The 12,981-nt window shown below is 69.1% G+C and carries 18 protein-coding genes; 9 read left to right on the forward strand and 9 right to left on the reverse strand.

Translation table 11 applies throughout. The annotated features are described in order from the left end of the window. Positions 1-131 precede the first annotated feature (131 nt). Positions 132-623, forward strand: coding sequence for a type II toxin-antitoxin system HicB family antitoxin (locus ACT54R_RS23600; protein ID WP_476330950.1), 492 nt, complete (start codon positions 132-134; stop codon positions 621-623). Positions 624-650: 27 nt separating this feature from the next. Here the strand turns inward: ACT54R_RS23600 and ACT54R_RS23605 are convergent, their stop codons facing one another. Further along, positions 651-980, reverse strand: coding sequence for a hypothetical protein (locus ACT54R_RS23605; RefSeq protein WP_476330953.1), 330 nt, complete (start codon positions 978-980; stop codon positions 651-653). A gap of 68 nt (positions 981-1,048) precedes the next feature. Between ACT54R_RS23605 and ACT54R_RS23610 the strand changes: the two genes are divergently transcribed. From ACT54R_RS23610 to ACT54R_RS23620, 3 genes are all read left to right on the forward strand, one after another. After that, complete coding sequence (locus ACT54R_RS23610; protein WP_476330956.1) at positions 1,049-1,492, forward strand: hypothetical protein; 444 nt, start codon at positions 1,049-1,051, stop codon at positions 1,490-1,492. 182 nt (positions 1,493-1,674) lie between these two features. Beyond that, on the forward strand, positions 1,675-2,145 hold the full coding sequence (locus ACT54R_RS23615) for an SRPBCC family protein (protein ID WP_476330959.1): 471 nt from the start codon (positions 1,675-1,677) through the stop codon (positions 2,143-2,145). 117 nt (positions 2,146-2,262) lie between these two features. Further along, on the forward strand, positions 2,263-2,481 hold the full coding sequence (locus ACT54R_RS23620) for a hypothetical protein (RefSeq protein WP_476330962.1): 219 nt from the start codon (positions 2,263-2,265) through the stop codon (positions 2,479-2,481). 16 nt (positions 2,482-2,497) lie between these two features. Here the strand turns inward: ACT54R_RS23620 and ACT54R_RS23625 are convergent, their stop codons facing one another. Next, entirely contained in the window at positions 2,498-2,938 is a 441-nt protein-coding gene (locus ACT54R_RS23625) for a cupin domain-containing protein (protein ID WP_476330965.1), read from the reverse strand. Positions 2,939-2,941: 3 nt separating this feature from the next. Next, positions 2,942-3,715, reverse strand: a complete 774-nt coding sequence (gloB, locus tag ACT54R_RS23630; protein ID WP_476330968.1) for a hydroxyacylglutathione hydrolase — start codon at positions 3,713-3,715, stop codon at positions 2,942-2,944. A gap of 118 nt (positions 3,716-3,833) precedes the next feature. On the opposite strand from gloB, the gene ACT54R_RS23635 reads away from it, so the two are divergent. The 3 genes from ACT54R_RS23635 to ACT54R_RS23645 are packed head-to-tail and all read left to right on the forward strand — an operon-like array spanning position 3,834 to position 5,164. Continuing rightward, positions 3,834-4,565: a methyltransferase domain-containing protein gene (locus tag ACT54R_RS23635; RefSeq protein WP_168457097.1), complete on the forward strand. Its 732-nt coding sequence runs from the start codon at positions 3,834-3,836 to the stop codon at positions 4,563-4,565. Between the two features lie 57 nt (positions 4,566-4,622). Then, a complete protein-coding gene (locus tag ACT54R_RS23640; protein WP_476330971.1) occupies positions 4,623-4,844 on the forward strand; it encodes an antitoxin MazE family protein in 222 nt (73 codons plus the stop codon). Next, positions 4,841-5,164 (forward strand): type II toxin-antitoxin system PemK/MazF family toxin, encoded by a 324-nt coding sequence (locus ACT54R_RS23645; RefSeq protein WP_476330974.1) that lies wholly within the window; start codon positions 4,841-4,843, stop codon positions 5,162-5,164. Before ACT54R_RS23640 ends, ACT54R_RS23645 begins: the two co-directional genes overlap by 4 nt. Before the next feature lie 18 nt (positions 5,165-5,182). Here ACT54R_RS23645 and metW read toward each other — a convergent pair whose 3' ends face one another. The 6 genes from metW to ACT54R_RS23675 form a co-directional block, all read right to left on the reverse strand. Continuing rightward, positions 5,183-5,836 carry a methionine biosynthesis protein MetW gene (metW, locus tag ACT54R_RS23650; RefSeq protein ID WP_476331376.1) on the reverse strand — a complete coding sequence of 218 codons (654 nt, stop codon included), beginning with the start codon at positions 5,834-5,836 and terminating at the stop codon, positions 5,183-5,185. Positions 5,837-5,838: 2 nt separating this feature from the next. Beyond that, on the reverse strand, positions 5,839-7,044 hold the full coding sequence (gene metX / locus ACT54R_RS23655) for a homoserine O-acetyltransferase MetX (RefSeq protein WP_168457098.1): 1,206 nt from the start codon (positions 7,042-7,044) through the stop codon (positions 5,839-5,841). Positions 7,045-7,170: 126 nt separating this feature from the next. After that, entirely contained in the window at positions 7,171-8,055 is an 885-nt protein-coding gene (locus ACT54R_RS23660; protein WP_476330977.1) for an AraC family transcriptional regulator, read from the reverse strand. Between the two features lie 118 nt (positions 8,056-8,173). After that, positions 8,174-8,713, reverse strand: coding sequence for a sigma-70 family RNA polymerase sigma factor (locus tag ACT54R_RS23665; RefSeq protein ID WP_168457100.1), 540 nt, complete (start codon positions 8,711-8,713; stop codon positions 8,174-8,176). 270 nt (positions 8,714-8,983) lie between these two features. Next, positions 8,984-9,274, reverse strand: a complete 291-nt coding sequence (locus tag ACT54R_RS23670; RefSeq protein ID WP_168457101.1) for a KGG domain-containing protein — start codon at positions 9,272-9,274, stop codon at positions 8,984-8,986. A 197-nt stretch (positions 9,275-9,471) separates the two neighbouring features. Beyond that, complete coding sequence (locus tag ACT54R_RS23675) at positions 9,472-11,286, reverse strand: sensor histidine kinase (RefSeq protein WP_476330981.1); 1,815 nt, start codon at positions 11,284-11,286, stop codon at positions 9,472-9,474. 438 nt (positions 11,287-11,724) lie between these two features. On the opposite strand from ACT54R_RS23675, the gene ACT54R_RS23680 reads away from it, so the two are divergent. Together ACT54R_RS23680 and ACT54R_RS23685 are read left to right on the forward strand one after the other, a co-directional pair. Next, positions 11,725-12,510, forward strand: coding sequence for a response regulator (locus ACT54R_RS23680; RefSeq protein ID WP_168457103.1), 786 nt, complete (start codon positions 11,725-11,727; stop codon positions 12,508-12,510). A 146-nt stretch (positions 12,511-12,656) separates the two neighbouring features. Further along, on the forward strand, positions 12,657-12,980 hold the full coding sequence (locus ACT54R_RS23685; protein ID WP_168457104.1) for a DUF883 domain-containing protein: 324 nt from the start codon (positions 12,657-12,659) through the stop codon (positions 12,978-12,980). The last annotated feature ends 1 nt before the right edge of the window (position 12,981 follow it).

The following is a 12,981-nucleotide window of genomic DNA, read 5'->3' on the forward strand; positions in this document are numbered from 1 at the left end:
GCCGTCGCTTGTCCGGGGGAATGTCGCTGCCCACCATTTCGGCTTGCCGCCTTTCGCGGCAGGCCTACACTGAAGCCTTTCCAGTTCCCGCGTTTTTTCCCAACGCTTCGTTCTTTGATGGGTTCATCGTCATGCACAACAAGAGGCTCGAGGCCCTGCGGGCCAGCCCCGGCGACGCGCGACGGCCGGCGGATCTGGAGATCACCGCCTCGCAATATGCCATCAAGTTCCGCAAGGTGACGGGGACCCACGTGGTCTTCACCCATCCGTCCGTGCCGAACTGCGTGGCGGTGCCCATGAAGAACCCCATCCGCGCGGCCCATGTGCGGGCCTTCGTCGCCATGGTGGACCGCATGGACGAGGGTGGCGCGCCGGTGCGCTACAAGGCGCTAGCCCCCGGCGCGGTGGCCGATGTCGCCGCCTATCCCTCGGCCGTCGCGCCCATCCCGGAGGACGATGGCGGCGGGTTTGTCGTGAGCTTTGCCGACGTGCCCGGCTGCCTCGGCGTCGGCGATACGCCCGAGGCGGCGGAAGCGGACGGGCGGCTCGCGCTGTTCGCCGCCATCGATGCCCTGAAGGCCGCCGACCGCGCCCCGCCGGAGCCGGGAGCGGCGAAGGCGTAGGCGATGCCCCGCGTTATCTCCCCCGGCTCAGCCGCGTCCGGCCCGCTCCTCCAGGAAGGCGGAGACCGTATCAAGCAGGCGGATGGCGCCCGGAAGCTGGGCATGGGCTTCCACCTGCCCCGGGGTCTCCGGCTCCAGCGTCCGCCACCACACGATGAAGCGGTGGATCAGTGCCCGCCCCGGGATGGCGTCGAACGGCACGCCGGGAAATCCATCGAGGCCGAACGCCGCCTCCACCTGCCGGAGGCAGCCATGGACATAGAGATGATCTTCCGTGTCGAGCTGAAACGGCGTTTCCGGCGCGCGGCGCTCCATGCGCACTTCGCTCAGCTCGGGAATGTAGTCCGCCTTGGTCACGCCGCCTCCGTCGGTTTCCGGCTTTGCATCGGCGTAGCAGGATCGGTGCCAGCGGCGGAGCGCGGGGCATGAGCGCGGACGATCCCACCACCATTGCCGCCGTGCCGGCGCTCCCCATCGCGGGCGGCGTCCGGCTGCTGCTGATGCGCGAGCTGGCGCTCGACGACGGTCCGCCCGCCTATGCGGTGATCGGCCAGACGCTGCTGCGGCCCCCGCCGCGCAGCATCCGCCACGGCGTCGCCTTCGCCCTCGCCTTCGGCCCCGAGGTGATGGCGTGGCTCACCGCCACCCTCGGCCGCCCCGCGTGGCGCGACGAAGCCGGCGAAACCCAGCGCAACCCGCGCTGGCCCGCCCTTCACTGGCACCGCGCCGCGCGTGACTGGCCGGGCGGGACGGTGACCACCGAGTGGAGCGTAGACATCCGTTTCCCTGAGGAGGCCGACCGTGCCGCCTTCGCGCTGGCCTTCGCGGACGCGCTCGCGGGGCGGGAGCCTCTGTCGCAAACCGCCTAAAGCACTTTCCCCTCGGCCTGCTGAGCGGGCCGAGGGGAAAGTGCTTGCTCCAGCTTCACGTTGGAGGGCGATTCACCGATCAGACCGAGTCCGGTCTGATCGGATCGCGCTCCGGGTCCATTTTTTGCTTCAGCCGACACAGGCCCGCGCGCCCGTTTCATTGATGGCTTTTGGAGACCCCCATGTCGGATGTCGTCGAAACCCGCTCCATTCTCACCGAAGCCGAGTTCGACCAGCCGGTGGACGTCGTGTGGCGCGCCATCACCGATTCCGAATGGCTCGCGGTGTGGTTCTTTCCCAACGACATCCAGCCGCTGGAGGGGCACAAATTCACCATCTGGGGCCGGCCCATCGAGCGGTGGGACGGTGAATTCCAGTGCCAGGTAAAGAGCTGCATTCCCGAAAAGGAACTGTCCTTCACCTGGAAGGGCGGGCACGAGGAACTGAAGGGCTTCGGCCACTATATCGACACGCTGGTGACCTGGACGCTGACGCCCACCCCCGCGGGCGGCACCCATTTCCGCTTCTTCCATGACGGCTTCGGCACGGACAGCGCCAATGACGGGGTGTTCGATGTCATGTCCAAGGGCTCCCAGAGCGTGCTGCGCACTTTGACGCGCCGCCTGCCGGACCTCATCGCCCACGGCGCGTGAGGAATTTGCGCACGATCCCGCCATGGGCTGGAACCGTCGCCATAAGGCCGCGTTTACTATGCGGCTGATGGTGCTGGCCTCCGTCCGGGAGGCGGCAACCGACGAACGGAGACGATGATGGGCCAGAGCCTTCCTCTGAATACCCCGACCTCTCTGCGCATCGTGATCGGAGACGCCGAGACGCGGGTGTCCAGCGTCGAGGACGTGGTGAAGTTCCTGCGCCAGCAGGAAGCCGGCGATCTCGCCGATTTCCTCATGGCTGAGCGCAGCGGTGCCAACCCGCCGAGCCTCGGCGATGTGTGCGCCCGCATGGAAGCCCTCTGCGCGATGGTGTGAGGGCGGGCCGTTAAGGCTAGTCCGGCTCCCAGCCGGGCGGGGCGAGTTCAAACCCTGCGAAATCGAAGGCCGGCGCCACGGTGCAGCCGACCAGCGTCCAGGCGCCGAGGCTTTCCGCCGCCTGCCACGCGCAGGGCGGCACTACGCCCTGCGGCCGCTCCCCGGCCGCAAGATCCGGCCCCAGCAGCACGTCGCGCTTGCCCCCGGCATCGGCGATGCGGAGCTTCAGCGGCGCACCGGCATGCCAGTGCCAGACTTCGGAGGCATCCACCTTGTGCCAGTGGGAGCGCTCTCCCGCGCGCAGCAGGAAATAGATGGCGGTGGACGCGCCGCGCCCGCCATCCGGTGCCGTCTCGCGGAATGTTTCCCGGAAAAACCCACCCTCGGGATGGGGCTGAAGCGCGAGCAGGGCGATCACCGCCTCGGCGGTGAGCCCCTGAAGCGTGGCGTCACCCATCCCTCAGCCCTTGAAGCTGTTCTTGCGCTCGCGCAGCGCGGTGAAGACCTCGGCCGGGTCCGCGCCGGGCATATCCAGCCGCTCCGCCATGGCCGGATCGTCCGCGCGCAGGAAGGGATTGGCCTTCAGCTCGTCGCCGAGCTTGGAGGGCATGGTGGGCTCGCCCTTGGCCCGCTGCTCCTGCGCCTTGGCGTACATGGCGGCGAGGTCCGCATTGTCCGGATCGACGGAGAGGGCGAAGCGGGCGTTGCCGAGGGTGTATTCATGGCCGGAATAGACATCGAGGTCTTCCGGCAGGGCGCGCAGCCGCTGCAGCGAATGCCACAGCACCGGCGGCTCGCATTCCAGCGCCCGGCCGCAGCCCAGCGTGAAGAGCGTGTCGCCCGCGAACAGCAGCTTCTCGCCCTCGAAGAAATAGGACGCCGGGCCGGCGGTATGGCCGGGCGTCTCCAGCACGCGCCCCACCAGCGAGCCCACCGCGACGGGATCGCCGTCCACCACCGCCACGTCGAGGCCGGGGATCTTGTCCGCCTCCGCCTTGGGACCGACGACGGTGGCGCCATAGCGCGCCTTCACCGCCGGGATGCCCTGTGTGTGGTCCGCATGATGGTGGGTGACGAAGATGTGGGTGAGGGTCCAGCCTTCCTTCTCCAGCGCCGTCATCACCGGCCCCGGCTCGGGCACGTCCACCACCGCCGTGGCCTCGGTGACGGGATCGTGGATGAGGACGGCGTAATTGTCGCCGAGGCAGGGGATCAGGCGGATGTCGGCCGGCACGGTGTCGATCTCCGGGAGGATGGACGGCGGCTCGGGTTGCGGACCCGGCGCGCATGATCCTCTATTAAGGGAGCGAGCGGAAGTGTGGCCGGCCGGCCGCTGTCCACAGCGAGGGTGCATGTTTCTCGACGTCGTCGACCTGCGCAATTTCTACGCCCAGCCCCTCGGGATCATGACGCGCCGCCTGCTCGGCCGCGCCATCCGCGCCCGCTTCGACAATGTGACCGGCATGCGCGTGCTGGGCCTCGGCTATCCCACGCCCTATCTCGGCGTGTTCCGCGAAGAGGCCGAGCGCTGCCTCGCGGTGATGCCGGCGGCGCAGGGCGTGGTGCGCTGGCCCTCCGCCGCGCCGACGCTCGCCACCCTTGCCGACGAGACGCTGCTGCCGTTTCCCACCTCCAGCATGGACCGGGTGGTGATCGTCCATGCGCTGGAGATGACCCCCAACGCCGCCGAGATGCTGCGCGAGGTCTGGCGCGTGCTGGCGCCGGGCGGGCGGCTGCTGGCGGTGGTGCCGAACCGGCGGGGCGTGTGGGCGCGGCTCGATACCACCCCCTTCGGCAATGGCCGCCCCTTCTCGCGGGGACAGGTGGTGAGCCTGCTGCGCGAGGCCCTGTTCACCCCCGTGGGGTGGGACGAGGCGCTTTATGCCCCGCCCAGCCGCTGGTTCCTGAATACGGCGGTGGCCTGGGAGCGCATCGGCGCACGCCTGTCGCTGCCCTTCTCGGGCGTGCTGGTGGTGGAAGCCACCAAGCAGCTCTACCGCCCCGTCGCCGTCCGCCGCCCCAGCCGCATCGCCGAACCGGCGCTGGAACCCGTGCTGGTGCCCGGCGGGGTGCCGGCGGGGTGAGCGCATTGCGGGGCCGGCAGAGGCGGGCCATATTTGCTGCCGTAAGGAGTGACGCTCATGGCCCGCATCAACCGCGCCGAACCTCGGACGGCCCACGCGACGAGTGTCGCGGCCCGCCGCAAGGGGTTGCGCCAGCTGCGGCTCTGGGTACCCGACACCTCCCAACCCGGCTTCGCCGAGGAATGCCGCCGGCAGTCGGCCCTGGTCGCCGGGGATGCCGCCGAGCGGGATGTTCTCGATGAGATTGAGGCTGTGGCCGATCACTCGGGCTGGCAGTGAGGCGCGGGGACATCGTCCTCATTGCCTTGCCGGGAGCCTACGGCAAGCCGCGACCTGCTCTTGTCATCCAGTCAGACCTTTTTGACGATCATCCCTCGGTGACGGTCCTGCCGATCACCAGCGATCTGCGAGAAGCACCGCTCTTCCGCATCGGACTTGAGCCGACACCAGAGAATGGCCTGCGCCTTCCATCGGAGATCATGGTGGACAAGACGCACACCGTGCCGCGCGACAAGATCGGCGCCCCCATCGGTCGGGCGAGCGATGCGGACATGCTGCGCGTGACCCGGGCGTTGGCCCTGTTCCTCGGCTTCGCCTGAGGCGGTATCGCTCCGCCCTCACACCTTCCGCGTCAGCAGAAACACCGCCTGCTCGCCGAGCAAATTCCACACCCACCAGGGCATGTTCACCCGCACGCGGTGGCCGGAGGAATCCAGCGCCACGGCCTTTTCGATGCGGGCGTCCAGCAGCTCCACCAGGGCCACGAAGTCGCGGATGGTGCAGAAGTGGATGTTGGGGGTCTCGTACCAGGCGATGGGCATGTTGTCCGTCACCGGCATGCGGCCGTTGACCATGAGGTCGAGGCGCGAGCGCCAGTGGCCGAAATTGGGGAAGGACACCACCGCCCGGCGGCCGATGCGCAGCATCTGCTCCAGCACCCAGCGCGGCCGGCGGGTGGCCTGCAGCGTCTGGGAGAGGATGACGTAATCGAAGGCGTCGTCGGGGTAATGGGCGAGGTCCACGTCCGCATCGCCCTGGATGATGGCGAGGCCCCGCGCCACCCCGGCGTTCACGCCCTCGCGCGACAGCTCAATGCCGCGCGCGTCGCAATTGCGGGTGGTGGCGAGCAGTTCGAGCAGCGCCCCGTCGCCGGAGCCCACGTCGAGCACGCGCGAGCCGGGGGCGACCATTTCGGCCACCACCACGAGATCGACGCGGCCGCCCTGATCGCGGACGGCACTTTCATCCAGCACCGGCTGGCGCAAGGCGATGCTCACGAACCCCTCCCGGCCGGCAGGCCCAGGGCGCGCGCCGCGCTGTCGAGGAAGCCGCGGGCGATGGCGAACAATTGCGGCTCTTCCAGAAGGAAGGCGTCGTGGCCCTTGTCGCTCTCGATCTCGGTGAAGGAGACGCTGGCGCCCGAGGCGTTCAGCGCATGGACGATGGCGCGGGATTCCTCGGTGGGAAACAGCCAGTCCGAGGTGAAGGAGGCGACGCAGAAGCGCGTCTTCGAGCCGCGGAAGGCATTGGCCAGCACGCCGCCGTAGTCCGCCGCGAGGTCGAAATAGTCCATGGCCCGCGTCACGTAGAGATAGGAATTGGGATCGAACCGCTGCACGAACGATTCGCCCTGATGGCGCAGATAGCTTTCCACCTGGAAATCGGCATCGAAGCCGAAGGTGGGCATCTCGCGGTTCTGCAGCCGGCGGCCGAACTTGTTGTGCAGCGACTGGTCCGACATGTAGGTGATGTGCGCCGCCATGCGCGCCACCGCGAGCCCGCGATGGGGCGTCACCCCTTCCGCCAGATAGCGTCCGCCGCGCCAGTCGGGATCGGCCATCACCGCCTGCCGGCCCACCTCGTGGAAGGCGATGTTCTGCGCCGAGTGGCGCGCGCCGGTGGCAATCGGCATGGCCGCGAACAGCCGCTCGGGATAGCTCGCCGCCCATTGCAGCACCTGCATGCCGCCCATGGAGCCGCCGGCGACGCACAGAAGCTTCTCGATGCCGAGATGGTCGAGCAGCATGGCCTGCGCGTTCACCATGTCGCGAATGGTGACGAGCGGCATCTCGAGGCCGTAGGGCCGCCCGGTCGAAGGATCGGTGGAGGCGGGGCCGGTGGTGCCCATGCAGCCGCCGAGCACGTTGGCGCAGATGACGAAGAAGCGCTCGGTGTCGATGGGCTTGCCGGGGCCGACCATGGTCTCCCACCAGCCCGGCTTGCCGGTGACGGGATTGAGGCTCGCGGCATGCTGGTCGCCGGTCAGCGCGTGGCACACCAGCACCGCATTGGTGCCGGCGGCATTGGGCTCGCCGTAGGTCTGGTAGCCGATCTGCAGGTGGTTCAGCTCGACGCCCGCATCCAGCCTGAGCGGGGCACCGGTGCCGAAACGCACCACGGGGGAATGGGGCTCGTCCGCCTCGCGCCGCGCCTCGGCGGCTGTGTTCGGGGCGACGTCCTTCCGGACGAAAGATGTCATGGCCGAACCAAGCGACGGCCGGGCCCGCCTGTCAAGCACCCTGGCCCGCCGGTGACTCAGTTTGGATTCCACCCCCGGGGCGGACGGCAGCCTGCCTGCGGGCGGCAGGCTCGCTGTCCGAAGGCGCTATTTCAGCGGCAGGAACAGGTCCGCGACCGTCTCGTGCTCGGGCACCTCCGGAAAGAAGCTCAGCCGCTGGCAATAGATCGGGAAGTCGCGCGGTTCCTCGCCGCTGGCCGGAAGCCATTCGCGATAGAGATAGAGCGCGGCCGGCTCCAGATTGTCGGTGTTGCCGACCACCCGCAGCACGGCGCAGCGTCCGCCCGGGATCTCGCCGAGCTTGATCCCGGGACCGTCCGTCTCGATCGGCTGGCTGATCCCGACACACAGGTCCACGCTGTAGTCGGCCGGCGCGGCTGGACGCCGCTCGGACCGCCAGACCGTGAAGGTCGGATTGGTCCTGGGCGGCAGGCCGGCGGCCTTGCGCCACGCGATGAACCGCTGGATCGTCGCGCCGAGCCGCTCCGGATCGCCGCGATGCTCCATGATCGCCACCGGGATGGGGGCCACGTCGCGGATCGTCACGTCGTCAGTCGTAAAGGTGTCCTGCATGCGCTTGCTCCTCGCATCGTCGAGAGGCCCGAAGGCCGCAAGCCACGGCTCCCAGTCGGGAGATTTCAGAAACGCGGACGGCGATTGCCCGAACCGTTGCCGGAAGGCGCGGGCGAAGGCATCGGGTGCCTCGTAGCCGGCATCCATCGCGACGGCGGTGACGCTTTGGGCCTCCCGGTAGGCGAGCCGGTAGGAGGCCCGCTTCATGCGCGCGAGCTGGATATAGCGATGGACGGACAGCCCGAAGGTCGCCGTGAACTGCCGGTGGAAGTGATATTTGGAATAGGCCGCGATGGCGCTCAGCGCGTCGAGGTCCAGATGGTCGTCCAGATGCCGGTCGATGTGATCGAGCACCCGCAACATCCGGGCGTGGTGGTCTCGAAGCGCCGCCGCCTTCATCGTCCCTGTCTCCATGGCCGCACCAGATAAGCGCGCGCAGGGGTGACGCGCTCGACCGATCTTGCGGGATTGCCACGGATTTCAGTTTAACCGCCCGCGCCGGGCGGCCGCTGCGGCTCTAGCTGCGGGCGGCGGAGAGGGCGACCGCGTCACCTTCCACCACGTCGGCGGTGGCTTCCGCGCCCATCAGCACCAGAAGCTTGGCGCGGGCGCGGTTGACGCGGCTCTTGATGGTGCCGAGCGCGCAGCCGCACACCTCAGCCGCTTCCTCATAGGAGAGGCCCGCCGCGCCCACCAGCACCAGCGCCTCGCGCTGGTCGTCGGGCAGCCGGGCGAGGGCGTCCTTGAGGGAGGTGAGGGTGGCCGACCATTCCTGGCTCGGGCCGATGTTGGTGTCCTGCTGGGCGAGCGCGGCCATGCCGTCGTTCTCGCGTCGCCGCTTGCGGATCTCGGTGTAATAGGTGTTGCGCAGGATGGTGAACAGCCACGCCCGCAGATTGGTGCCGGGATCGAACTTGTCGATGTTGGAGAGCGCTTTCAGCAGCGTCTCCTGGACGAGATCGTCGGCTTCCGTGCGGTTGCGCGTCAGCGACCGCGCGAAGGCGCGCACCGCTGGCAGGAACTCCAGCACCTGCGTGCGCAGGGCGGCAGCGTCCATCTCTTGGCGGGTCCTTTCGCTCGGCGCGGGCAGGTCCATCAGGCGGCCTATTCTTTCCGGCAATCGTGACTTTATGTGGCGGCGATGTCCGCGTCCGGCTCATCCTTGCGGGCGGAGGCGGTGGCGGGCATCCGCGAAAGCCAGTCCCGGGCGATCCGGGTGGGCGACTTTCCGCGTGACCTGAGCCTAACGCTGCGGCTGCGCTTCCGGTTCCCGTCCGCAACGACGTTGCGGACGGCGGAATCCGGTACGCCCCGAGGAACGGCGCGATCAGGCGCCGCCGTTGCCGGTTCCCGTGCCGGTGGTCTGGCCGCTCTTCTGCCCGCCCTTCTGTCCCGCCTGCGAGGCGAGGGTACGGTCGCGGGAAAAGCTGCGCTGGTCGTCGGCGACGCTCTGCCCGCCCTTGCGGCCCGCCTCGGCGGCCAGCGTGCGGTTCTGGAAGAAGCTGCGCTTCTCGGCCGGGACGCTCTCGCCTCCCTTGCGCGCGATGGCCCGCTGCTTTTCCGCGTCCATCGCCGCAAAGCCGCGCTGGGAGGTGCCCTTGGTTCGCGCCTTGTCCATCTGCCCTGTTCCTCCGACTGCGATCGGCCGCTCGTCGCGGCACCCGGCCGGTCTGTCCGGCGCTGTGTGCCGGAGCGGAAACGGCCCGCACTGAAGCCAATAAGCCGCCCTCCGGCCGGTGGGGTGGCCAGGACGGTCCAAGCAGTAACGAAGCGGGGAGGGCTGTGGTTCCGAGGAAATCGCGCTTTCGTCGCGCTTCAGGTGCCGGTGGGGCTGCCGGCGTCTGTGGTATCGGGGGAAGCGATTGAGGGACAAGGGAAATCCCCGACGATCACCAGCGCCTCCCCGGACCGGTCGCGGCTCAGCGTGCCGCCGAGCTGGGCGGCGAAGCCACCGGCGAGGCCGGAGGGCTCCTCGGGCGCGTCGGCCGCGCCGGTGAGGACGAGGCGCAGCCGGTCGGCGTCCACGGTCCCGCTGATGAGGAGGCCGAGGGAGGTGCTGCCGGGCCTGAGGTTCAGCCCGAGCACCAGCTCCACCACCATGAGGGCGAGGGGCACGGCCATGTCGGTGGGCAGCCGCGCCTCCTCCGCCTCCACCATCAGGCGCAGATTCTTGTCCGAGGAGCCCTCGATCAGCGAGGCGAGTTCCCCGAGCAGCTCGCGCAGCCGCACCTGCGAGCCGTCGCTCGCCTCGTAGAGGATGCGGTGGACGAGCGCGAGGGTGTTCACGCGGGTGCGCAGCTGGTCGAAGCGCCGCCGGTCCTCGCCCTTGCCGATGCCGCCGCCATAGAGCGAGAGCAGGCTGACCACCACCTGAAGGCTGTTCTTGATGCGGTGGTGGATTTCGCGCACCAGCGCGGTCTTCTCGGCGAGGTTTTCGCGGAGGCGCGCGTCGCGCTGCCGCACGGCAAAGGCCATGTTCTCCACCGACTGGCCGAGCATGCGGAATTCGCTCGGCGCGGCATCGAGCCGCGTCGGGCGGAAGCCGTAGTGGCCCTGGGCGTAGACCGCCGTGACCCGCCGCAGATAGAGCAGCCAGCGCAGCACGATGCGGTCCACCGCCACCCACAGGGCGATGAGCGAGGCGACCATGACCAGCGCCGGCAGGGCGAAGCTTGCCGCCACCGTCACCAGCGTCCAGCCGAACAGGCGGTCGGAGGGCGAGGCATAGGCGACGACCATGCCCTCCCGTCCGAGCGGCGTGGTGGCGTAGGTCCAGCGCCGTCCCGACGGATCGGTGCTTTCCCGGAGCGCGTTGTCCGGCGCGGCGAAGGGGGCGGCCTGGAACAGCGCGCCGCTGAGGGTGCGGGCATTGGAGACGAGCTCTTCGCCCGACGCCGAGAACACCGCCACCACGCCATCGGCCGGAGGCACCTGCTGGCGCAGCAGATTGTCCAGCCAGCCGGTCTCGATGCCCAGCGCCATCCCGCCCTCGAGCCGGCCCGCCGCATCGCGCAGGGGGAGAAAGCCCACCAGCACGTCCTTGTTGGTGGCGGTGCTGCGCACGCGCCCGGACAGGCTGAAGCCGGGCTGCCGCACCGCCCACAGCCACCAGGCGTCATCGCTCATGTCGGTATCGGTCACCGGGAGGGCGGAGCACGTGATCCGTCCCGTCTCATCGACCACGCCGATATTGGCAACGAACGGCAGGGAAACGGTCGCCCCGCGCAGCGTCGCCCGGCAGGTGGGTCCGGAGCTGCGCACCTCGTCCACATTCTGCAGGGCGTAGAGCACGTTTTCCGCCGAGGACACCACGCTCTGCTGCGAGGCGGCGGCGGCCAGCGCGTGGCGGAGCAGGTTCTGCCGGGCGTCCTCCTCGGCGGCGGACAGCTGCATCACGCCCTGGATGATATTGAGTGTCGCGATGGGCGTGAGCGCCAGTAGCACCATGAGGATGAGCCGGCGGCGCACGCTGTCGAACAGGCTGCGGGGCCGCGCGGTTGCGGAGGCAAACAGGGAGCCGCGCTCCCCCTGACGGAGCCCGGCGTCATAACGGGACTGCTCCCCGCGCGCGTCGCTTGAGCGCGACCCCTCCTCGCGGGATTTGGCGGCCTGTGCCCGTTCCAGATCCATCGTCGCTCCGCTACACAACTCCAAGGAGCGCCTGTGGGCACCCGTCGCCGGTCCGCTGCCGGGATCGCGACCGCATCAGCACCGCGCCGAAGCGCCATCCTGCGGGTTACGCCCCTCCCATGACCCTGGATGAACGCCCCAGGCGAGGAACGTTCCCATGGGGCTCGCCTGAAAAAAGCGTGACCCGCAGGGGTTCGGCCAAGTTCCGTTCCGCTCCCGTCCGGAGCGGGGTGCCCTCGGACGCGCGTCCACCGTGCCGCTCCCGCTCGGCTCGGGTCCGACTATAATGCGTTTTGCGCCGCCTCGGTTCCACGCAAGGGGAACTTGTCGCGCACGCAAGCGTTACCGGGCGTTGGCTTAAACTCGGCCCGACACACACGTGGCTCAAAACAGGCCATAAGACCTTCGGCCCGTTCCAGATTGGCAGGGAATTCTCGCATGGCTTCCAATCCGCTCATCAAGCAGCTCCCGTTCCTGCGCCGCTACACGCGCGCCCTGATGGGATCGCAGGCGGCCGGCGACCTCCTGGTTCAGAACACGCTCCAGGCGATTCTCGACGGCAAGGTCGCGGTTGATCCGGCGGTCTCGCCGCGCGTCGCGCTCTACAAGGCGTTCCACGAGACGTGGAACCGCCAGTCCTCCGGCGGTCAGGTGCCCTCGCGCGCCGATGCCCGGCTCCAGGCCATGGACCCCGGCTCGCGCGTGGCGCTGTTGCTCACCGCCATGGAGGGCTTCTCCTTCGCCGAGGCGTCGACCATTCTCGGCACCACCCTCTCCGACGTGGAGGCCCAGGTGGTGGCGGCCCAGCGCGAGATCGACCGCCAGCTCGCCACGCGCGTTCTCATTATCGAGGACGAATGGGTGATCGCCCTCGACCTGAAGACCCTCGTCACCGAGCTGGGGCATGAGGTGATCGGCGTCGCCCCCACCCATTCCAAGGCGGTGGAGCTGGCGCAGGGCGGCAATTTCGGCCTCGTGCTGGCCGACATCCAGCTCGCCGACGGCTCGTCCGGTATCGAGGCGGTGACGGAAATCCTCGGCAGCTTCAACGTGCCGGTCATCTTCATCACCGCCTTCCCCGACCGCCTGCTGACCGGCGAGCGGCCGGAGCCCACCTATCTCATCACCAAGCCGTTCCTCACCGAGACGGTGAAGGCGACGGTGGCGCAGGCCCTGTTCTTCCACGAGGCCCGCGCCGAGCCCGAAGCCGCGCGCAGCGCCTGAACACCTCTTCGCGGAAATCGCGCGGACTACGAACTTTCCCGGGCACGCAATTGCCGTGTCGGTCGTTACACTCCCGAGCGGACCCGGAGCGAGCCCCGATCGGCGGCTGCTCCCACCGCGCGTGACAAACCCTGCCGGAGACAACCATGGTCGACAAGCCGCAGATCGTGACCGCCCCCGCCGCCTCCGCCTCGGGCTCCGCCGCCGAGGCCAACCTCAAGGACGTGAAGTCCGACCTCGACCAGCTCAGGGCCGATTTCACCAAGCTGCTGGAAACCCTCGGCAAGACCGCCAAGCACTCCGTGAGGGGCGCCAAGGGCGAGGCCGAGAGCGCCGCCGGCGAGATGGGCGACTGGGCCGAGGACCAGGTCGTCAGCCTGCGCGAGAGCATTCGCGAGCAGCCCATCAAGGCCTGCGCCATCGCCGCGGGCGTCGGCGTCATCCTCGGCCAGATCCTGCTGCGCCGCTGAG

This window comes from Xanthobacter sp. DMC47, from assembly GCF_056313845.1.